Below are 19,214 nucleotides of genomic sequence, written 5' to 3'. Positions count from 1 at the left end.
TGCGACCCGGGCCCCGGAGGGAGGCTCAGTGCTTGCGCGCCACCCCGCCGTACCCCGGTGTCGGCCCCTCCTCGGGATCCGGCCCCGGCTCGCCCGGCTCCGGCTTCCACCGGTCGAGGATCTCCACGCCGGGGTCCACCAGTTCGTACCCCTCGAAGAAGCGTTCCACCTCCGCGCGCGTGCGCAGCGCCAGGGTCATGCCGCGCGCCTTGTAGAGCTCCGTGGCCTGCTTCGCGGTGGCCGGGGTGAAGTCGGCCGTGCCGTGCGAGAGGACCAGGTGGCTGCCGGCCGGCAGGGCGCTCATCATCCGGTCCACCAGGTCGTACGCGCCGTCCTCGTCCGCGATGAAGTGCAGCAGCGCGACGAGCGACAGGGCGACGGGCCGGTCGAGGTCGAGGACGCGCCCGGCCTCTTCGAGGATCTTCGCCGGCTCGCGGAAGTCCGCCTGGATGTACTCGGTGACGCCCTCCGGCGTCGAGCGCAGGAGCGCCTCGGCGTGGGCGAGGACGATGGGGTCGTTGTCGCAGTAGACGACGCGGGCGTCCGGGACGATCGCCTGGGCGATCTGATGGAGGTTCGGTTCGGTCGGTATGCCGGTGCCGACGTCCAGGAACTGCCGTACGCCCTGGGAGGCGAGCCAGCGCGTGGCGCGCTGCATGAACGCCCGGTTGGCCCGTGCCGTCGTCAGGACCCGCCCGTCCATGGCGACGAGCTGCCGGCCCATCTCCTCGTCCACCGGGTAGTTGTCCTTGCCGCCGAGGAACCAGTCGTACATCCGTGCGGGGTGCGGCTTGCTGGTGTCGATGTACGACGGGTCGGTCATGCGGACTCCAAGCGTCGACGGCGAACGGCTGGGCAGCGAACGGCTGGGCGGCGGGCGAAGAGTGACGGGCGGTGAGCGACGGATAACGGGCGGCGGGCGGCGGTCACGACAGCAGGAAGTCCGCTTCGCCCGCCTTCGCACCCTCGATGAACGCGGTGATCTCCCCGTGCGTGTAGATGAGCGCGGGGCCGTCCGGGTCGGCGGACTGGCGCACGGCGACGCGCCCGTCGGCCAGCTTCATGGCCTCCAGGCAGTTGCCGCCGTTGCCGCCGCTCCAGGGCTTGTGCCAGCCCTCCGTGCCCAGGTCGCGGGCGGGCATGCCGTTGTATATCCGGGACTCCCGGACCTCGCTGCGCGAGTCGTCGCGGGCTCCGGGTGAACGCGGACCGGCAGGGCGCGTTCCGGCTCGATGTCGGTCCATGTCACAGCTCCTTGCGGAGGTCCCGGAGGATCTCCTTCGTGCGTTGTGCGGTGGCGGCCTGCGCCGCCATGCGGTCCATGACCTCCAGGTGGGTGGCCACCTCTTTGCGCGCGTCCAGGTAGACGGCGCCGGTCAGGTACTCGCTGTAGACCATGTCCGGCAGCTCCGCCATGGCGAAGCGGAAGAGCACGAACGGTCCGTACGTTCCGGGGTGCGGGCCCGCCGCGAAAGTGGCGACCTGCAGGGTGACATGGGGCAGCTCTGCGGCTTCGAGGAGGCGGTCGAGCTGCTCCCGCATCACGTCGGCGCCGCCCACGGGCCTGCGCAGCGCGGTCTCGTCCATGACCACCCACAGCCGGGGTGCGTCCTCACGGGCGAGCAGCGACTGGCGTTCCATGCGCAGCGCCACGTACCGCTCGATGTCCGCGGGCCGGGTCTGGCCGATGGCGCCGGACCGCATCACGCCGCGCGCGTACTCCTCGGTCTGCAGGAGGCCGGGCACGAAGTGGGGTTCGTACGACCTGATGAGGCTGGCGGCCCCCTCCAGGCTGACGTACATGCTGAACCAGCCAGGCAGGATGTCGTGGAACCGCTGCCACCAGCCGGGTTTGTTGGCCTCTTCGGCGAGCGTGACGAAGGCGTCGGCCTCGTCGTCCGCGACGCCGTAGGACTTCAGGAGCAGCTGGAGATACGGGATCTTCAGCGCGACCTCGGCCGTCTCCATGCGCCGGACGGTGGCGGGGGCGACGCGGAGGATCTTCGCCGCCTCCTCGCGTTTCAGGCCCGCGCTCTCGCGCAGATCCTGCAGGCGACGACCGAGAACGACCTGGCCGACGGTCGGGGCTGACCGCGGTTCGCTCACGTCTCCTACCTCCACCTGACTCCGCGTTGCTTCAACTCACACCGCACCGCGAGCTGTAGCGAGCAGTGTGCCATGCGCTGTCACGAAGGAACACGCCACTGTGCACTTTTCAGAGTGGGTCTTGCCAAGGTGTTCTGGGCGGGGCGATAGTGGAGAGCGTGACTCCGCCCGCGCCGTTACGAACCGACGCCGCTGAAGGCCGACTTGGCGATCTCGCCGAGGCGTGGCCCGAGGCCGCCGAGGTCTGCGTCAGTTTCGCCCTCGCACCGCGTCCGGGCTCCGTCGCACAGGCGAGACGCCTGATGCGCACGCAGCTGGACCGGTGGGCGGTGCGTGACGACGACGCCTGCGACGCGGCGGCACTCGTTCTCTCCGAACTGGTCACCAATGCCGTGGTGCACACCGCGAGCCGGCGGATCATCTGCGAGCTCTGCGCGGATCCGGAGAAGCTGCGAATAGCCGTGCGTGACGAGGGGTGCGGTTCAGGGATGCCGCGCCCCGCGCACAGGGGGGCCGACGAGGAGCACGGGAGGGGACTGCTCCTTGTCGACGCGGTGAGCAGCGCGTGGGGCGTCCACGACGCGGGGCCCGGTTTCGGGCTCACGGTGTGGGCGGAGTTGCGGCGGTCGGCGGCCTCGCCGGTGCCGACGTGTGAGTGAGGACCGCGCGCGCCGGTGACGGCGCGCGCTGAGAACGGCGTGGGCGCGGACCGGCGCGCACGGAGAACGGCGGGTGCGCGGACCGGCGCACGCGAAGAGGGAATCGAACGAGCGTGGCAGTGACACGGGCGGGGGGCATGTGAGCGCGGGTACGGTGCGGCCGTTGGATCTGAACACCTTGGTCCGTCTGTCGCGACGGCGGCAGCGCACCGGGAGACCGACACCACCACCCCTGCGGCTCGATCTGCCCGAGGGGATGACCGAGCCGCTCGGCTGCGACGCGGTGGCGGTGCCCGCGGTGTTCGGGCCCCGGCTGATGTCCAGGCTGCCCCGCGTGGGATGTGTGTACGAGGACGGGGCTCGCTGGTGGTGGATCGTGCCCGCGGACTCCGATGTCGCCATGGAGTGGCCCTCACCGGTCGCCTACTCGGCGGGCGCGGTGGTGCGGGACGCCGACTGCCGGCCGGTCCTGATCAACCGTCCCGCGGGCGACGTCCCCTACACCCCGCCGATCCCGCTGTATCTGGCGCTGTGCCGGGTCACGGGGACCACGCCGGGCTGGTCGCGGGCGCTCAGCGCCTGAGCGCCGGTTTCCACTCCAGGGCGGACTTGACGGCGGCGGTGACGCGGGCCGCGTCGGGTGTGTAGAGGTCTTCCAGGGGCGGGCTGAAGGGCACCGGTGTGTGCGGCGGGGTGACCGTGCCGAGCGGGGCCCGCAGCGCGCCGAACGCCTCGCGCGCGACGAGCGCGGAGATGTCGGCGGCCATGCCGCAGCGCGGCCCGCAGGCCGTCGAGGCCGTGCGCGCGGGGGACTTCGGGTGTCCCGAGGTTGCACCGGCCCGGGTCACACGGCGGCGAGCTCCCCGGCCTCCTCGGGCGCGCGCACGATCACCAGGAAGGCGTCCGACGCGAGGTCCATCACGACCTCCGCGGGCTTTCCTTCCTGCCGGCGGGCCCGCGCGAACTCCTCCGCGGGCCACGATCCGCGCGGTCCGCCCGCGGGGAACCGCTCCAACACCACTGGTCCGTTCATCATGATCCCTGTCCCCCGTGCCGTTCCGTCACGTCCGCGAACTCTGTACTTCAGCACCTCAGTACTGAGGAGAACGCGTGGGGCGGCCCCGCGGATGCGCGGCGTGACGCAACTGAGACGGAATGGGGGCGATTCCAGGGTTCTCCCGGGGTCCGCGTCCGGGTTCTCCCGGGTTTCTCCCGGGGAGGCTCAGTCCTCGTACTCGTCGTGGTACCGCACCCGGGCGCTGCCCGCGGGGGCTCCGAACACCGTGGCCCGCCCCGCGGGCTCCTCCCACTCCTCCTGCCGGCCGAGCGCGGTGAGGTCCAGAAGGCTGCTGGTGGAGCCGAGGCCGTCCAGGCCACGGGCGAACGTCGCGTACGTGTGGAAGACGCGGTCGCCGTACCGCAGGAAGCAGTTGATGGCCGGGATGTCGTGCGGCTCCTCCGGGGACCACGCCTGGAAGTCGTGGTTGAAGTCGCCGCCGTTCGTCGAGAACCAGGGCACTGTCCAGCCCATCCGGGCCTTGAAGGTGAGGAGTTTGGTGAACGGCGCGCGCGACACCGCGACGAAGTTCGTGGAGCGGGCCCGCAGGTGCGCGAGGTGTCCGAGCTGGTCGAGGAAGCCGGAGCAGCTGCGGCAGCCGGCGTCCCACTCGGGGTCGAACATGAAGTGGTAGACGATCAGCTGGTCCTTGCCGTCGAAGAGGTCGAGCAGTGTCGCCTTCCCGTCGGAGCCGTCGAAGTAGTACTCCTTGTCGACCTCGACCATCGGCAGCCGGCGCCGCTCGGCGTTGAGCGCGTCTCGCGCGCGGGTGGCCGCCTTCTCCTTGGCCAGCAGCTCCTCACGCGCGGCGAGCCACTCCTCGCGCGTGACGATGTCCGGAAGTCCCATGGTGTGTCTCCTCCACCCTTCGGGCGTACGTCTGCGAAGGGTGGACCCGCGGGGTTCGCGGAACTCATCGCTCGCGGGCGAAGAAGTTCCGAGGAGTCATCCCTCGTACTCCTGGATCCGCTTTCCGTGGCTCCGGTCGACGAGTTCCGGCAGCAGGCCGCTCAACTCCCCCACCAAATGCGGCACATCGAGGGTCAGCAGCTCGCGGTCGCGCATCAGGACCCGGCCGGCCACGATCGTGGTGAGTACGTCGCCGGAGCGCGCGCTGTGCACGAGCGTGGCCGCGAGGTCGTGCACGGGCTGGGTGTGCGGTCCGGTCATGTCGACGAGGACGAGGTCGGCGCGCCGCCCCGCGCCGAGGCTGCCGATCTCGTCGCCGAGCCCGACGGCCCGCGCGCTCTGCAAGGTCGCGTGGTCCAGGGCCTGGCGGGCGGTGAGCCAGGCGGGGTCCCGTGTCACGTACTTCTGGACGAGCGCGGTCAGCGTCATGGACTCCCACACGTCGAGGGTGTTGTTGGACGCGGCGCCGTCCGTGGCCAGGCCGACCGGGACGCCCGCCTCGCGCAGGGCCCGTACGGGCGTGGTGTCCCAGCCGAACTTGAGATAGCCGCGCGGCGCGGAGGCGACGGCGACGCGGCCGCCGGAGCGTTCCGCGGCGCGGCGCAGGACGGGCAGGTCGCGGGTGGTGTCGAGGCCGGTGGCGTGGGCGAGGAGGAGGTCGACGTCGAGGAGTCCGGCGCGCTCCAGGACCTCGATGGGGGTGCGGCCGTGGCGGGCCAGGCTGTTGTCGGTCTGCTCGCGGTTCTCGGCGGCGTGGATGTGGACGAGGAGGCCGTGTTCCGCGGCGAGTTCGGCGGTCGCGGCGAGGTCGGGTTCCTCGACGGTGTAGGGGGCGTGCGGGGCGAGGCAGGTGGTGATGCGTCCTTCGGCGGCGCCGCGCTGCCGCAGCGCGAAGTCGAGGGAGGCGGCGCGGCCCGCGGGACCCTGCGAGCTGAAGTAGGCCTGGCCGAGGACGGCGCGCAGGCCGCTCTCCTCGGTGGCGGCGGCCACCTCGTCCATCGCGAAGTAGTGGTCGGCGAAGGTGGTGACGCCACCGCGGATCAGCTCGGCGCAGGCGAGCCGCGCGCCGAGCCCGACGACGCGCTCGGTCAGGTTGGACTCGACGGGCCAGATCCAGTCGTTGAACCACGCGTGGGCCGGCAGGTCCTCGGCGAGGCCGCGCAGGGCCACCATCGGTGTGTGCGTGTGGCAGTTGACGAGGCCGGGGAGGGCGACGGCGCCGCGGCCGTCGATGTGCTCGGCCGCCGCGGGAACACCGGCCTCGGGGGCGCCCGCCGTGACGGAGGCGATGAGTCCGTCGCGTACGACGAGGGTGGCGTCGTCGACGAAGACGATCTCGCCGCGCGGGTCGTGGGTCAGTGCGGTGCAGCCGGTGATGACGAGGTCTGCGGGGGTGTGGGGAGCGGGGCCGGCGGGGCCGTGGGGAGCGGATCCGGTGGGTCCGGCGGGGCCGTGGGGGACGGGTCCGGTGGGTCCGGCGGGGCCGTGGGGGGTGAGGTCGGCGGGGCCTGGCGCGGGAGGCGGCGTCATCTCTTCACGGTAGTGCGAGTGCGCATCCGGCGGCCCTGTCGCGGGGACGGTTTCGCGGGCACGCTGGCTTCACCCGCCGACCGGCCGAGGGGACCGAGTCCGACCGCACGGGAGGCGGACATGATCGTCGGCACGTGGAACCTGGAGAACCTCTACCGTCCCGGTGGGAAGTTCGGCCGGTTCGGCCCCAGGGACAAGGTGACATACGAGGCGAAGCTGGCGTCGCTCGCGGCGACGGTCACCGCGCTGGGGCCGAGCGTCCTCGGTGTGCAGGAGGTCGGCGACCGGGCCGCCCTGGAGGATCTGGCGGGCCTGCTGGAGGGCACCTGGCACGTCACGCTCTCCCGGCGCGCGGACGACCGGGGCATCCGGGTGGGCTTCCTCAGCAGCCTCCCGGTCTCCGTCGTCGCCGACGAGGACGCCTTTCCGGAACCGGTGCGGCCGGTGCAGACCGATGATGCGGGCCGGACGATGTCGCGCGCCGGGCGCGGGTTCCTCGCGGTGACGGTGTCGACGCGCGCGTTCTTCTTCGACGTGGTGGTGTGCCACCTCAAGTCGAAGCTGCTGTCCTATCCCGGGGGCCGCTTCCAGCCGCTGGACGAGGGGGAGCGCGCGCGGTACGCGGCGTACGCCCTGCACCGCCGCGCCGCCGAGGCGACCGCGGTGCGCGCGCTCGCCGACCGGCTGCTGCATGGCGACGGCCGCGAGCACGGGGTCGCCGTGCTCGGGGACCTCAACGACGAGGTCGGTGCTGCGACGACGCAGATCCTGCTCGGGCCGCCCGGCTCCGAGATCGGCACGCCGGGCTTCGACCGCCCGGACAAGGGCGACGCGGCGCGGCTGTGGAACGTGGCCCCGCTGATCCCGCCCGACCGGCGCTTCTCCCGCATCCACGCCGGCCGCCGCGAGCTCATCGACCACGTCCTGGTGAGCCGCGCCCTACTGGACCAGGTACGGACGGCGGACACGGGCGCGCAGGGCGCCGTGGCGGGCGCGCTGCCGTCGGTGGAGGACGGTGATCCGGCGATACGGAGGGGCGCGGCCGGGTCGGACCATGCGCCGGTGTGGATACGGATCCAGCCCTGAGGGGGCGGCGGGCCGAGGCTGCGAGCGCCCCGGCCCCGGGTGGGGTCAGCCGCGTGGGAGGACGGTCGGCCGCATCCTGCCGGTGGCGGATGGCGATCCAGTGGCACGGAGTGATGCCAACGGGTCGGACCACGCGCCGGTGTGGATCCCGGATCCAACCCTGAGGGAAGGCGTGCCGGGGCTGCGGGCGCCCCGGCCCCGGGTGGGGTCAGCCGCGTGGGAGGACGGTCGGCCGCGTCCTGCCGGTGGCGGATGGCGATCCAGTGGCACGGAGTGATGCCAACGGGTCGGACCACGCGCCGGTGTGGATCCCGGATCCAACCCTGAGGGAAGGCGTGCCGGGGCTGCGGGCCCCGGGCCCCGGGTGGGGTCAGCCGCGCGGGAGCACGGTCGGCCGCATCCTGCCGGTGGCGGATGGCGAGCCAGTGGTACGGAGTGACGCCAACGGGTCGGACCACGCGCCGGTGTGGATCTCGGATCCAGCCCTGAGGGGGAGGCGGGCCGGGGCCGCAGGCGCCCCCGGCCCCGGGTGGGGTCAGCCGCGTGGGAGGACCGTCGAGAGGACGCCGGGCAGCGGGTACCAGTCGGCGGAGACGATGCTTGCGTGCTTTCCTGCGAGCAGCGCGACCCGGTCCTTGGCCTGGGTTTCGGTCGGGTGTGTCCCGTCGATGGCGGGGGCGACGTTGTGGGCGTCGGTCATAACGACGAGGTAGCGCCGGTCGGCGTACCAGCGGGTGTCGATGGCGCCGCCGACGTACGCGGAGGCGTCCCCGTCGAACAGCACGAACCACGGCCGGAGCGACGCGTCCTGGTACCGCCCGCGCGGATCGCCCGCTTCCGCGCCGAGTACGGCGGGGAAGGCGGCGGCGTCGCCGAGGCGTCCCGCGGCGGCGAGGTCGCGCAGGTGGGTGGCGTACTCGCGGTCGGTCCAGAGGGTGTCGGCGGGGTTGCCGCGCTCGACGGTGCCGGGGATCAGCTCGACCACGAACTTGCCGGCGAGCTCGGCGCGGCCGGGCCAGCCCTTGTCCCGTACGGCGTCGTCGAGGGTGGCGTGTCCGGCGGCGAGCTGTCCGGGGCGGTAGACGGCGTCGCCGAGCACGCCGGTGAGGAGCGCGTCCAGGTCGGCGGGGCCGCGTCCCCGTCTGCCCTGGAACCCGTCCTTCAGCTCGACCTTCACGAGGATTGGCCGGTGCCCGGGGTGTGCGTCGTGCCAGCTGCGCATGTCCCTCAGGCACCCCGTGAGGCTCTGGTTGCGCGCTTTGGTGCGCAGTTCGGCCGGGCTCTGGGCGTTCTCGCAGTTGTTGTCGTTGCCGACGGGGTTGTTGTGCGACACCCGCCATCCGCCGCCGAACGCGTTGGTCCACACGTCGAGTTCGAGCATCGCGGCACCGGAGTCGAGGGCGTCGGCGAAGTACGGGTACTTCGCCTTCTCGTAGGCGTTGTGGACGCCGACGCCGGTGGTGGCGGAGTAGGGGGTTCCCGGCGCGGGGTCGTCGGCGCCGCGGGGGCCCGCGGAGGCCCCGGCCCCGGCTCCGGCTCCGGCTCCGCCGAGCACGCCCCACCCCACGAGGGCCCCCACCAGCAGCCCGCCCACACCCTTGCGCACCATCACGCCCATCGCCCTCTCCCGCCACGCCTCGGCAAGGGCGGGCCTCTCCCGCCACGCCCCGGCAAGTCCGGGGCAACGTACGGGAATTGGGTGACGCAGGGGAAGACGGCAGGTTACGGCGGCGGAGCACGTGCCTCCCGGAAGGCGCGGCACGTGCCTGGCCCGGAGGGCACGCCCCCTAAGCTTCCCTCCGGCACCCACCCACTCACCCGCCCCGCCACCCCCAGGAGTCCCCACCGTGTTCGAGCCCGCACCGGAGCACCCGTACCCCGACAGCCGCCGCCCGGACGAGGCGCCCGCGCCGCACGCGCTGCTCGGGCCCGTGCTCGGGCTCCTCGGCACGTGGCACGGGCGGGGCCGCGGCGAGTATCCGACGCTCCCCGCGGACTTCACGTACGCGCAGGAGGTCACCTTCAGCCACGATGGCCGGCCCTTCCTCCGTTACGAGGCACGGGCGTGGCTGCTCGACGCCGACGACGCCCCGCTGCGCCCCGCGGCCCGGGAGAGCGGCTGGTGGCGGCTGCAGCCCGACGGCCGGGTGGAGGCGCTGGTCACCCAGCCGACCGGCATCGCGGAGATCTCGGTGGGCCACGCGGCCGACGGCACGGTCGACCTCTCCACCCACGAGGTGGCGCTCACTCCCACCGCCAAAGAGGTCACGGCCACGCGTCGTCGCTACGCGCTGACAGACGAGGACACCCTCACGTTCACCCATGACCTCGCGGCCGTGGGCCAGCCGTTGCAACACCACCTCTCGGCCCGCCTGCACCGCGCGCGGTGAGCACTGAGACACGGGAACGGGTGGGGGCGGCGGGGCCGGGGACGGGGGCACGGGCGACGACGGGAAGAGGGACGGGGACTCGGGCCGGGACGGGGGCGCGGGCCGGGACGGTGACCGGAACCGGGGCCGCGGAGACGGGGACCGGGGCCGGGGCCGCGGAGACGGGGACCGGGGCCGGGGCCGAGACGGGGGCCGAGGCCGGCACGGAGACCGGGACCAGGGCCGAGGCCAGGACCGAGGCTGGGGCCGGGGCCGGGACGGAGACCGGAACCGGAACCGGGACAGGGACAGGGACAGGGACAGGGACCGTGACTGAGGCCGAGACGGAGACCGGGACCAGGACCGGGGCCGGAACCGGGACGGCGGAGGGGGCAGTGGAGCGGGGCGGCTGGCCGGACCTTCCCGGTGACACCGCCCTGACCATCCGCATCCCCGAGGCGAACCCCCTCGTGAGGGCCGGCTTCCCGGCGCACGTCACGGTGCTCTACCCGTTCCTCAACGAGTCCCGCTTCACCGCGTCCACCCACCGGGACCTCGCGGACGTCTTCGCCGCCCACGCCCCCTTCACCCTCACGTTCCGCGAATTCGGCCGCTACCCCGGCGTCCTCTACCTCCCCCCGACCCCCGACACCCCGGTCCGCGCTCTCACCCGCTCCCTCACGACCCGCTGGCCCGAAGCCGTCCCCTACCGCGGCATCTTCACCCCACCCCTGGCCCCCCACCTCACCCTCGCGAACCACGAGGGCCCGGCCACTTACGAGGCGGCCTACGACGCCCTGGAGACGACCCTCGCCCCGGCGCTGCCGATCGTCAGCCGCGTGGACACCGTCCACCTGATCGTGACGGACGGGCCGGGCAAGGGCTGGCGGGACCTCACGACGTACCGGCTGGGCGGGGGCGAAGTCGGGGCTCTGTGACGGGCGTGCCACGCGAGCATGAAATCGGTGGGAGCCAATCAGGCCATATCGCCGGATGTCCCCGGCTCCAAGGGCACCGGAGGCACGGAGGTCCGCTACGGTTTGCCGCCGTTACGGACCGCCCCTCCGCGGAACTCCTCTGAAAAGGAACGCCCTGTGGCCCTCACCTTCCCCCGCGTCTCCGGCACCCGGCTCGCCGTGGCCGCCGCTGCCACCACCGTGCTGGCCGTCGGCGCTCCCGCCGCGTACGCCTCGCTGGAGGACGACAGCCCGGCGGGCTCCGCAGGCCCGGCCGCCACGTCGACCGTCGCCCGCGGCAAGCCGTTCACCGAGACGCGGCTCTTCTTCGGCACGGAACGGCCCGACGGCGGACCCGCGGTGACCGACAAGCAGTTCATGGCCTTCATCGACAAGGAGGTCACGCCGGGCTTCCCCGACGGACTGACCATCCAGGACGGGCGCGGGCAGTGGCGCGACTCCAACGGCAGGATCGAGCGGGAGCGTTCGTACGAACTGATCCTGCTGTACCCGACGACCGAGGCGCGCAAGCGGGACACCCAGATCGAAGAGATCCGCAGCGACTACGAGAAGGCGTTCGCGCAGGACTCGGTGGCGCGGCTCGACGAGCGGACGCGGGTCGACTTCTAGCCGGAGCACGGGCGGCGGTGGCGGACGGTCGGACGAGAACCGCTACCACTACCGCTACCGCTACCGCTACCGCTATCGCCGCCGCATCAGCCCCAATGGCCGCCCCGGATGTTGCCACCGCATCACTGATTGCCGCCGTGGATGTTCTGCGTACCGATGGTCCCCGCCTGGATCGCCGTGCCATACAGCACGCCGCCGCTGATGGTGTTGTTCGTGATACTGACGGGCTGTGCCCGCGCGTCGGCATCCGGGGTCAACTCCGCGAGCAGGGCACGCAGTTCGGCGGCGGCCTCGGGGTCCGCCGCGAGCCTGCGGCGGAGCCGGGAACGCCACTCCGCCTGCACGTCGGCCGCGGTCTCCTCGTCCTCCGCGCCCCGCGCGGCGACGACTTCGATCCGCGCCTCTTCCAGCTCCCCCGCTAGGGCGTCCTCGTCACCGCTGCCCCGCGCGAAGAACCGGGCGACCCGGCCCCGCGCCTGGGCCCAGCCCTCGGTCACCATCTGCTGCACGAGCGCCGTCGCCCCCGCCGCCGCCAGCGCCGTCAACTCAGCGTCCACCGGACCCCCTCCTCCGTACACGAGATACACGAGCTACACGAGCTTTTACGGTAGCGCGCGGCACCGACAATTCACTGGCGGTCCGCCGCCGCCGAGGGCACGCTGGTCGATCATGAAACACCAGATCCGCGCCCTGCACACCGAATCGACCATCACCGTCTACCAGGCGTACACCCCGGAGCTCGGCCTCCCTGCGGCTCGCACCGGACGCTTTCCCGCCGCCTGGAAGCGGGACCGTATGACGTGGATCAAGCCGTCCTTCCTCTGGATGATGTACCGCTGCGGCTGGGCCACGAAGGAAGGCCAGGAGACGGTCCTGGCGATCGAGATCACCCGCGACGGCTTCGACTGGGCGTTGCGCAACGCGTGCCTGTCCCACTATGCCCGTGGCCTCCACCCCGACCAGGCCACCTGGAAACGCGCCCTGCGCCAGGCCCCCGCCCGAGTCCAATGGGACCCGGAACGCGACCTCCACCTCAACCCCCTCCCCCACCGCTCCCTCCAACTGGGCCTCTCCGGCGAGGCATCCCGCCGCTACGCGGACGAGTGGACGGTCTCAATCGCGGACGTCACAGACCTGGCCCACGAAATCCACACCCACGTACGCGAAGGAAACCTGCCGACGGCAGAGACCCTCCTCCCACCCGAACGCCCCTACCCGACCGCGGACGACCTGCTGTCACATCTCCGCACCTGAGGGCGCGGCCGACCGACGCCGGCGGCCGACGGCACCCGGCCACGTCGAGGAGGAACCTCCCTGTCCTGGCTGATCGTCAGAGCTCAACACGAAGTCGCGCCACCGAACCCTCAAGTCCGCCCATCGGACCAGATCTCCCGCATGAGAGACCTCCGCTCACTCGGCGCCGGCAACCGCCGGAAGCCCTCATGAGCCACCTGGTGGATGACGTCGATGCCGTACCTGTGCAGCAACTCGACATCCTGGCTTGCCGGCTCATCAGGAAACAACGCGGCCAGACGCTGCGCAGGGATGGGGCTGTGCGGCCCGTAGTCCAGGAGTTGTGCCAGCGCCTGGCGCACATGGCGATGGCCCGATGCGCTCTTTGCCTCTATGACTTCAGTGTCCGCACCGTCCTCGATGTATATGTCGCTGATCCCTGAAGGGCAGAAGAAGCGCTTGGCGGACCGGCCCTCAGCGGCGAGGTGCCGGCGGAATGCACGGACGAGTTCGGCCTCGCGGCGATCGACGACGACCAGCCGCCTGGCACGCTCATAGCCCGCACGACGTGTACGCAGTTCCTCCATGGCCGCGATGCGCACACCGTCCCGTATCGGGGGCGTCTGCGGTGGTGGTGCGGGAGCGAGGGGAGAGCCGCCTTCCCATGCCGCTCCTGGAGTGATCATGAAGTCTTCGAGAACCGCCTGCGCTTTGTCGCCTCGCAGAACCATCTGCCCTGGAAAACTGTGCGCCGCCTTGTAACCGATGGACGCGTTCAACTGCACGTACGGGATGTCCGCGGGGACCAGGTCCATCAGCGTGTAGACGGTGTGCCAGCTCTTTCCACCGTTCTGGGGCGGCCACAAGAGATCGGCGAACGCTCGATTGCGGAAGATCACCCCCACTTCTCCGATCGCACGCACTCTGTTCTGCCCGGTGAACAGCACCACATCACCTGTGGCGACATCGGCCATCTTCCGGTCGTGGGCGGGCGTCGCGCCCCAGAATCGAGCCTTGCCGTCGGAGTGGAGAATCTGCAACTGCTCCTGCTGCACCGGGGCGAGCGACTGCTCATATCGCGCTGCCGTGAAGTCCACTTCCCGGTCAACGGTGTCCGCCCAGTGGCGCCGTGTCTCAGTGCTCCCGTACGACGGAGAGATCAGAACCCGCACCATATGGCCTCCTTTGATCGACAGACGACTTTCCCATGACCCCGCTCCGGTCAAAGCCTGTGGCCGGCCAGCGCGTTGTCGGCCTCTGGAAGCCCGTTCGTGGCTACCGCACGCGGTCACAAGGGAGTATGGGTACTCATGAGCGGATCTTCAGGTGAGTCAGTGACGGGCGTGGTCGTGGAGAAGCCGTTCCTGATGTCCGTGGAAGACGTCTTTTGCCGGCAACAGGGTCGGGTGGTCATGGTGACGGGCCGGGTCGAACGCGGTCGGGTGCGCACGGGCTGCGCGGTGGAAGTTATCGGCCTGGGTGGTAGCGCGACCGCTCATGTCGTCGACATCGAGCAGCACCACATGTCCATCGGGGAAGCGAGGGCAGAGATGAACGTGGGGGTGCTGCTGCGTGGCATTGCTGCGGACGCCGTCGAGCGGGGGCAGGTGCTCGCGGCACCAGGGACGGTCAGCGCCCATACCGGCTTCACCGCCGACATCAACCTGCTGTCCGAGGAACAGGGCGCTGCGGATGTCGTCTCGGGTGATCGTCTCCGTTTCCACCTCCGCACTGCCGCCGTATGGGGCACCGTCACACTGCCCGAAGGCGCCGACGTGGTCCGGCCGCTTCACGGAGCCGAGGTGACAGTGGTGCTCGAAGAACCGGTCGCGCTGGAGGAAGGCCAGTCCTTCGCACTCCGTCACCACGGTCGTGCCGTCGGCTCCGGCACCGTGAGGCAACTCCCGCGTTGAGTCGGCGTAGGGGCCTGGTCCTGGTCCTCAGGGCCGAGCGGGACCGTCAGTCCCCCACCACTCCCGCCACCGCGCCCACCGGATCCACGTCCGCCTCCCCCTCCGGCCACCAGTCGTCCGCGCCCGGCTCGCTTCGGTAGGGGTACCAGCGGCCGTCGTGGCCGTAGCGGAGCTGGAGGGTGCCCTCGGGGTTCGTGAGGTGGTTGTGGTGGATCGTCATGCGGGGGAGATCCGCCGCGGTCAGCGCGCCGCGGGCGCGGTCGAAGGGGCCCGCCGGGGGGTCCCAGGGGGATTCGAGGACCGTCAGGCCCTCCTCGCCGCCCTGGCGCCAGGCCGCCGCCGCCCGGGAGAGCTCCGCGGGGGTGCGCCCCACCGACCTGGCCAGTTCGGCGAATTGGCGGCTGAAGGTGCGGCGGCCGGTGAGGCCGGGGTGCGAGGCGGCCAGGCGGACCGCGTCGTGCCAGGGGGAGACGGCCGCGAAGGGGTCCTTGCCCGTCGTGAGGAACGCGTGGGCGCGGGCCGCCGCGTCCGTCACCAGGAACTCCAGCGCCGTCGGGTCCGGCGCGCCGGGCAGGGACGGGAGGACCGGGGGGTCGCCCGCGTGTACCGGTGGTGCGAGCGGGGCCGGGAGCGGAGAGCGGTACTCCGTGGCCAGGGCCTCTCGCGCCAGGACGCTCGGGGGCGTGGAGCGGCTGGGGAGGGCGGGGCGGTTGGGGACGGTGGGGAGAGTGGGGAGGGTGGGGTCGGGGGTGGTCTTGCCCGGGGTGGGCTGGCCGGGGGTGGGCTGGCTCGGGGAGGGCTGGCCCGGGGTAGGCGCGGGTGTGTGGGGTTCGGGATGCTGGTGGGGGGCCGGCTCGTGTTGTTCCGACGCTGACAACCGCTTGTTCCTGCGCGACAGTTCGTCCAGGAGGTCCTGTTCCTCGCCGCCGCGCAGGAGCAGGAGCACGAAGGGGTCCGCGTCCAGGAGGCGGGCCGTCTGGTAGGCGAGGGCGGCCGCGTGCTTGCAGGGGTGGCCCCGGTCCGGGCAGGTGCAGGAGGGGGCCAGCTCGCGGGCGCCGGGGAGCAGGGGGACGTCCGAGCGGACCGCCGCGTCGGCCAGGGCGTGCGGCATCTCCTTGTCGAGCAGCGCCGCGATGCGCGCGGGGTCGGTCGCCACGGCGTCGAGGAAGCGGTCCCAGTGCTCGGGCAGCATCGTCCGCAGGCGGATCTCCGCGCGGTACGGGCGGGGGCGGCTGCCGTGGACGTACGCGACGATGCGGCCCGGGGCGACGGTGATGGTGTCGACCGCGCCCTCCCGTGCGTACGCCCGGCCGCGGGTCAGGCGGGCCTGGTCCAGGGCGCTGCCCTCCAATGCGTCGAGCCACGCGTTGCCCCACCAGGAGGTGGCGAAGGGGGCGCCGGGGTCGGGGTTCGGGGGCAGGGCGGGGAAGACGCGGCCGCTGCCCATGCGGCTCGTCTCGCTCATTCCGCTGGCCCTGCCCAGACCGCCGCCGTGTCCTGCCGGCCCGCTGCGCGGCTTCATGCCGTCCTCCTCAGCGCCACGAGGTCCGCGAGGTCCGCGTCGGACAGTTCCGTGAGGGCCGCCTCGCCGCCGTCGCCGAGCACCGCGTCCGCCAACGCCTGCTTCGCCGCGAGGAGTTCGGCGATGCGGTCCTCGACCGTGCCCTCGGTGACCAGGCGGTGGACCTGGACCGGCTGGGTCTGGCCGATGCGGTACGCGCGGTCGGTGGCCTGCTCCTCCACCGCCGGGTTCCACCAGCGGTCGTAGTGGATCACGTGGCCCGCCCGGGTGAGGTTGAGGCCCGTGCCCGCCGCCTTCAGGGAGAGCAGGAAGACGGGGACCTCGCCGGACTGGAAGCGGTCCACCATCTCCTCGCGGCGCGCGACCGGGGTGCCGCCGTGCAGGAGTTGGGTGGGGACGCCGCGGGCGGTCAGGTGTGCTTCGAGGAGGCGGGCCATCTGGACGTACTGCGTGAAGATCAGGACCGCGCCCGCGCTCTCCGACTCGGCGAGGATCGTGTCGAGGAGCTCGTCGAGCAACTCCAGCTTGCCCGAGCGGGGGCGGCCGGTGCGCGTCGTGAGCATGCCGTCCTTCAGATACTGCGCGGGGTGGTTGCAGATCTGCTTGAGCGCCATCAGCAGCTTCATGACCAGGCCGCGGCGCGCCATGCCGTCCGACGCCTCGATGCGGGCCATGGTCTCGCGAACCACCGCCTCGTACAGCGAGGTCTGCTCACGGGTGAGGGTGACCGGGTGGTCGGTCTCCGTCTTCGGGGGCAGCTCCGGGGCGATGCCCGGGTCGGACTTCTTGCGGCGCAGGAGGAAGGGGCGGACCAGCCGGGCCAGGCGCTCCAGTGCCTCGTCGTTCGCACCGGTCCCGGAGGGGTCGCCGCCCTCCACGAGGCGCGCGTGGCGGGCGCGGAACGCCTTCAGGGGGCCGAGCAGCCCCGGTGTCGTCCAGTCGAGGAGCGCCCAGAGCTCGGAGAGGTTGTTCTCCACGGGGGTGCCGGTGAGCGCGACCCTGGCCTGTGCGGGGATCGTGCGCAGGGCCTTCGCCGTCGCCGCGTGCGGGTTCTTGACGTGCTGCGCCTCGTCCGCGACGACCAGGCCCCAGGCCTGCTCGGCCAGCTCGGGCGCGCTCGTGCGCATCGTCCCGTACGTGGTGAGGACGAAGCCGCCGTCGGTGTCCAGGCCGGCGAGGGTGCGGCCCGTCCCGTGGAAGCGGCGCACCGGCACGCCGGGCGCGAACCGCTCGATCTCCCGCTGCCAGTTGCCGAGCAGCGACGCGGGGCAGACGACGAGGGTCGGCGCGGGGTGCCTTCGGTGCAGGTGCAGGGCGATGAGCGTGATCGTCTTGCCGAGGCCCATGTCGTCGGCGAGGCAGCCGCCGAGGCCCAGGGAGGTCATGCGGTCGAGCCAGGCCAGACCGCGGAGTTGGTAGTCCCGGAGGGTGGCGTGCAGGCCCGGGGGCTGGGCGAGCGCGTCGAGGTCGCCCGTCACGCGCTCGCGCAGCCGGGCCAGCGCGCCGAGGGGCACGGCGGGCACGCGCTCGCCGTCCACTTCGGCCGTGCCGGTGAGCGCGACGGACAGGGCGTCGACCGGGTCGAGCAGGCCGAGGTCCCGCTTGCGCGCCTTGCGGACCATGTCGGGGTCGACGAGGACCCACTGGTCGCGGAGGCGGACGACGGGGCGGTGCGCCTCCGCCAGTACGTCGAGCTCCGCGTCGGTCAGCGGCTCCTCCTGGTCGCCGAACGCCACCTGCCAGCGGAATTCGAGGAGCTTCTCGGTCTTGAAGAAGTCGAAGTTGTCTGCGGCGGTGCCGGGGGCCGGGCGGACCACGGCGGTGGCGGTGAGGCCGCGGGTGAGCTCCCTCGGCCAGTGGACGGCCACGCCGGCCGCGGCGAGCCGGCCGGCGGCCGCGCCCAGGAGGTCGTACAACTCCTCGTCGCTCAGCGGGAGCACGTCGGGGCGCGGCCGCTCCAGGAGTCTGCCGAGCGGCGGCCATACGCGGGCCGCGCGGCGCAGCGCGAGCAGGGTGTCGACGCGGGCGCGCGGGCCGAAGTGGTCGGTGCCCGCCCAGAGACCGGGGACGTCCGTCACGAGCGCCGGGTCGGCGAGGCTGTGGACCTGGACGACGGCGGCGGCCGGGGAGCCGCCCGACCCGTCCTCGGTGTCTTCCGTCCCGTCCCTGGAGTACTCGCCCCCGTCGAACACCTCGTGCGCCCGCAGGTCGAGGCGGAGCGAGACCCGCACCCCGGCGTCCATGCCCGCGGCGACCTCGGCGGCCCACTCCCGCGCGCCCGACAGGCGCTGCGGCTCGCGCGCAGCGAAGGGCGCACCGACCGCGTGCGGAGCCGCGGGGGTGCGCGGCAGGGCGTCGACCACCGCGTCCACGAAGGCTCTGACCAGGGCGAACGGCTGCGGCAGCCGCAGCGGCCCGGGTCCCGCGAGCGGCGCCGCGTGCGCCTCGGCGGGCAGCGCCGCGGCGATGGCGCGCAGGTGCGCGACGTCGGCCTCGTCCATCGGGCCCGCCCGCCACGCGTCCATGTCCCCGGCGGTCAGGCCGGGCAGCAGCCTGCCCCGCGCGGCCAGGTGCAGCGCGTGCCGTGCGGCGGTGGCCCAGCAGGCCGCGGCGGGGTGCGGGCGCTCGGCGCGCAGCAGCAGCGAGACGGCGTCGGCGACGGGCAGGAACAGGGCGGGGACGGTACGGGCACGGGCCCCCTTGCCGTGCTTACGCGCGACGACAAGCTCCCCCCGCGTGACGCCGCACAGCCCGTCCTCCCATACGTCTTCGGGCACGGCGGCCCCGCCCGTCAGCTCTCCCACGGCCCCCGCGGCCTCGCCGGCGGGCAGCTCCGCCCCGAGCCTGGCCGCCACGCCCGACGGTCCTCCCCCGGACCCAGCGGCCTCACCCCTCAGGCCTCCCCCGGCCCCGGCGGCGACTGACGCCACCTCGCCCGGAAGCTCACCCCCGTCCGGTCGCCAGAAGGCGAGCCGGCCCTCCCGGGGCACCTCGGCCGGCAGGAAGACGGCGGCGCAGGAGCGCGCGAGAAGGGCGCGCCGCAAGGCGTGGCCCTCCGCCGACACCGCCTCCGCCGTCATCGCCACCGCCGCCTCACTCAGCCCCTGCTCACGCCACCTGTCACCCGTGCTCGCCACCCTAGGCGAGGCCACTGACAACGCACCCCTCCCCGCTGGAAGGAAACTTTCCTAACAATTATCGACCGGAGTCATTGACGCGCACATGCCGCATCGCCAGGATTCCC

General features: G+C 72.7%; 20 protein-coding genes. 8 read left to right on the top strand and 12 right to left on the bottom strand.

The window, feature by feature from the left end:
• Positions 1 to 25: 25 nt before the first annotated feature.
• The 3 genes from ACZ56E_RS30470 to ACZ56E_RS30460 all read right to left on the bottom strand — a co-directional run bounded on the left by ACZ56E_RS30470 (position 26) and on the right by ACZ56E_RS30460 (position 2,106).
• Positions 26 to 823 carry an SAM-dependent methyltransferase gene (locus tag ACZ56E_RS30470; protein WP_471219026.1) on the bottom strand — a complete coding sequence of 266 codons (798 nt, stop codon included), beginning with the start codon at positions 821 to 823 and terminating at the stop codon, positions 26 to 28.
• Between the two features lie 103 nt (positions 824 to 926).
• Complete coding sequence (locus ACZ56E_RS30465; RefSeq protein ID WP_362995613.1) at positions 927 to 1,142, bottom strand: DUF397 domain-containing protein; 216 nt, start codon at positions 1,140 to 1,142, stop codon at positions 927 to 929.
• A gap of 103 nt (positions 1,143 to 1,245) precedes the next feature.
• The gene (locus ACZ56E_RS30460; RefSeq protein WP_468609670.1) at positions 1,246 to 2,106 is read right to left on the bottom strand and encodes a helix-turn-helix domain-containing protein; all 861 of its coding nucleotides are present in this window, start codon (positions 2,104 to 2,106) and stop codon (positions 1,246 to 1,248) included.
• 158 nt (positions 2,107 to 2,264) lie between these two features.
• Between ACZ56E_RS30460 and ACZ56E_RS30455 the strand changes: the two genes are divergently transcribed.
• Entirely contained in the window at positions 2,265 to 2,765 is a 501-nt protein-coding gene (locus ACZ56E_RS30455) for an ATP-binding protein (protein ID WP_468609672.1), read from the top strand.
• A 154-nt stretch (positions 2,766 to 2,919) separates the two neighbouring features.
• Entirely contained in the window at positions 2,920 to 3,348 is a 429-nt protein-coding gene (locus tag ACZ56E_RS30450; protein ID WP_468610047.1) for a hypothetical protein, read from the top strand.
• Here ACZ56E_RS30450 and ACZ56E_RS30445 read toward each other — a convergent pair.
• The 4 genes from ACZ56E_RS30445 to ACZ56E_RS30430 all read right to left on the bottom strand — a co-directional run bounded on the left by ACZ56E_RS30445 (position 3,338) and on the right by ACZ56E_RS30430 (position 6,261).
• Positions 3,338 to 3,613 carry a transketolase C-terminal domain-containing protein gene (locus ACZ56E_RS30445; protein ID WP_471219023.1) on the bottom strand — a complete coding sequence of 92 codons (276 nt, stop codon included), beginning with the start codon at positions 3,611 to 3,613 and terminating at the stop codon, positions 3,338 to 3,340. The genes ACZ56E_RS30450 and ACZ56E_RS30445 overlap by 11 nt on opposite strands.
• Positions 3,610 to 3,798, bottom strand: coding sequence for a hypothetical protein (locus tag ACZ56E_RS30440; RefSeq protein ID WP_471219344.1), 189 nt, complete (start codon positions 3,796 to 3,798; stop codon positions 3,610 to 3,612). The genes ACZ56E_RS30445 and ACZ56E_RS30440 overlap by 4 nt, the downstream gene beginning before the upstream one ends.
• A 189-nt stretch (positions 3,799 to 3,987) precedes the next feature.
• A complete protein-coding gene (locus ACZ56E_RS30435; RefSeq protein ID WP_471219021.1) occupies positions 3,988 to 4,671 on the bottom strand; it encodes a DUF899 domain-containing protein in 684 nt (227 codons plus the stop codon).
• Between the two features lie 96 nt (positions 4,672 to 4,767).
• Complete coding sequence (locus tag ACZ56E_RS30430) at positions 4,768 to 6,261, bottom strand: amidohydrolase (protein WP_471219019.1); 1,494 nt, start codon at positions 6,259 to 6,261, stop codon at positions 4,768 to 4,770.
• A gap of 120 nt (positions 6,262 to 6,381) precedes the next feature.
• Between ACZ56E_RS30430 and ACZ56E_RS30425 the strand changes: the two genes are divergently transcribed.
• Positions 6,382 to 7,347 (top strand): endonuclease/exonuclease/phosphatase family protein, encoded by a 966-nt coding sequence (locus ACZ56E_RS30425; RefSeq protein WP_471219017.1) that lies wholly within the window; start codon positions 6,382 to 6,384, stop codon positions 7,345 to 7,347.
• Positions 7,348 to 7,882: 535 nt separating this feature from the next.
• On the opposite strand, the gene ACZ56E_RS30420 is transcribed toward ACZ56E_RS30425, so the two are convergent.
• Positions 7,883 to 8,965: a phosphatidylinositol-specific phospholipase C domain-containing protein gene (locus ACZ56E_RS30420; protein ID WP_471219015.1), complete on the bottom strand. Its 1,083-nt coding sequence runs from the start codon at positions 8,963 to 8,965 to the stop codon at positions 7,883 to 7,885.
• A gap of 229 nt (positions 8,966 to 9,194) precedes the next feature.
• On the opposite strand from ACZ56E_RS30420, the gene ACZ56E_RS30415 reads away from it, so the two are divergent.
• From ACZ56E_RS30415 to ACZ56E_RS30405, 3 genes are all read left to right on the top strand, one after another.
• On the top strand, positions 9,195 to 9,737 hold the full coding sequence (locus ACZ56E_RS30415; protein ID WP_471219011.1) for a nitrobindin family protein: 543 nt from the start codon (positions 9,195 to 9,197) through the stop codon (positions 9,735 to 9,737).
• Between the two features lie 308 nt (positions 9,738 to 10,045).
• Complete coding sequence (locus ACZ56E_RS30410; protein WP_471219009.1) at positions 10,046 to 10,654, top strand: 2'-5' RNA ligase family protein; 609 nt, start codon at positions 10,046 to 10,048, stop codon at positions 10,652 to 10,654.
• A gap of 156 nt (positions 10,655 to 10,810) precedes the next feature.
• A complete protein-coding gene (locus ACZ56E_RS30405; RefSeq protein ID WP_471219007.1) occupies positions 10,811 to 11,302 on the top strand; it encodes a DUF3574 domain-containing protein in 492 nt (163 codons plus the stop codon).
• A gap of 122 nt (positions 11,303 to 11,424) precedes the next feature.
• On the opposite strand, the gene ACZ56E_RS30400 is transcribed toward ACZ56E_RS30405, so the two are convergent.
• Entirely contained in the window at positions 11,425 to 11,859 is a 435-nt protein-coding gene (locus ACZ56E_RS30400; protein ID WP_471219005.1) for a hypothetical protein, read from the bottom strand.
• Positions 11,860 to 11,971: 112 nt separating this feature from the next.
• Here ACZ56E_RS30400 and ACZ56E_RS30395 point away from each other — a divergent pair, with 112 nt between their 5' ends.
• Positions 11,972 to 12,556 carry a DUF4291 domain-containing protein gene (locus ACZ56E_RS30395; protein WP_471219003.1) on the top strand — a complete coding sequence of 195 codons (585 nt, stop codon included), beginning with the start codon at positions 11,972 to 11,974 and terminating at the stop codon, positions 12,554 to 12,556.
• A gap of 110 nt (positions 12,557 to 12,666) precedes the next feature.
• On the opposite strand, the gene ACZ56E_RS30390 is transcribed toward ACZ56E_RS30395, so the two are convergent.
• Complete coding sequence (locus ACZ56E_RS30390; protein ID WP_471219002.1) at positions 12,667 to 13,710, bottom strand: hypothetical protein; 1,044 nt, start codon at positions 13,708 to 13,710, stop codon at positions 12,667 to 12,669.
• Between the two features lie 135 nt (positions 13,711 to 13,845).
• Between ACZ56E_RS30390 and ACZ56E_RS30385 the strand changes: the two genes are divergently transcribed.
• Positions 13,846 to 14,448, top strand: a complete 603-nt coding sequence (locus ACZ56E_RS30385; RefSeq protein ID WP_471219000.1) for an EF-Tu C-terminal domain-related protein — start codon at positions 13,846 to 13,848, stop codon at positions 14,446 to 14,448.
• A 46-nt stretch (positions 14,449 to 14,494) separates the two neighbouring features.
• On the opposite strand, the gene ACZ56E_RS30380 is transcribed toward ACZ56E_RS30385, so the two are convergent.
• Positions 14,495 to 15,970 carry an SWIM zinc finger family protein gene (locus ACZ56E_RS30380; protein ID WP_471218998.1) on the bottom strand — a complete coding sequence of 492 codons (1,476 nt, stop codon included), beginning with the start codon at positions 15,968 to 15,970 and terminating at the stop codon, positions 14,495 to 14,497.
• Positions 15,967 to 19,050, bottom strand: coding sequence for a DEAD/DEAH box helicase (locus ACZ56E_RS30375; protein ID WP_471219341.1), 3,084 nt, complete (start codon positions 19,048 to 19,050; stop codon positions 15,967 to 15,969). Before ACZ56E_RS30375 ends, ACZ56E_RS30380 begins: the two co-directional genes overlap by 4 nt.
• Positions 19,051 to 19,214: the final 164 nt, after the last annotated feature.

Source organism: Streptomyces sp. NPDC039480, assembly GCF_055597165.1.
The sequence above is the reverse complement of the archived record's forward strand: the minus strand, read 5'-3'. Positions and strand labels throughout refer to the sequence as shown.

Bases quoted from the DNA above. Each gene is read 5' to 3' on its own strand.
- ACZ56E_RS30420 (WP_471219015.1), bottom strand. From the start codon at position 8,965: ATGGGCGTGATGGTGCGCAAGGGTGTGGGCGGGCTGCTGGTGGGGGCC.
- ACZ56E_RS30375 (WP_471219341.1), bottom strand. From the start codon at position 19,050: ATGACGGCGGAGGCGGTGTCGGCGGAGGGCCACGCCTTGCGGCGCGCC.
- ACZ56E_RS30440 (WP_471219344.1), bottom strand. From the start codon at position 3,798: ATGAACGGACCAGTGGTGTTGGAGCGGTTCCCCGCGGGCGGACCGCGC.
- ACZ56E_RS30425 (WP_471219017.1), top strand. From the start codon at position 6,382: ATGATCGTCGGCACGTGGAACCTGGAGAACCTCTACCGTCCCGGTGGG.
- ACZ56E_RS30385 (WP_471219000.1), top strand. From the start codon at position 13,846: ATGAGCGGATCTTCAGGTGAGTCAGTGACGGGCGTGGTCGTGGAGAAG.
- ACZ56E_RS30465 (WP_362995613.1), bottom strand. From the start codon at position 1,142: ATGCCCGCCCGCGACCTGGGCACGGAGGGCTGGCACAAGCCCTGGAGC.
- ACZ56E_RS30435 (WP_471219021.1), bottom strand. From the start codon at position 4,671: ATGGGACTTCCGGACATCGTCACGCGCGAGGAGTGGCTCGCCGCGCGT.
- ACZ56E_RS30470 (WP_471219026.1), bottom strand. From the start codon at position 823: ATGACCGACCCGTCGTACATCGACACCAGCAAGCCGCACCCCGCACGG.
- ACZ56E_RS30380 (WP_471218998.1), bottom strand. From the start codon at position 15,970: ATGAAGCCGCGCAGCGGGCCGGCAGGACACGGCGGCGGTCTGGGCAGG.
- ACZ56E_RS30390 (WP_471219002.1), bottom strand. From the start codon at position 13,710: ATGGTGCGGGTTCTGATCTCTCCGTCGTACGGGAGCACTGAGACACGG.
- ACZ56E_RS30395 (WP_471219003.1), top strand. From the start codon at position 11,972: ATGAAACACCAGATCCGCGCCCTGCACACCGAATCGACCATCACCGTC.
- ACZ56E_RS30430 (WP_471219019.1), bottom strand. From the start codon at position 6,261: ATGACGCCGCCTCCCGCGCCAGGCCCCGCCGACCTCACCCCCCACGGC.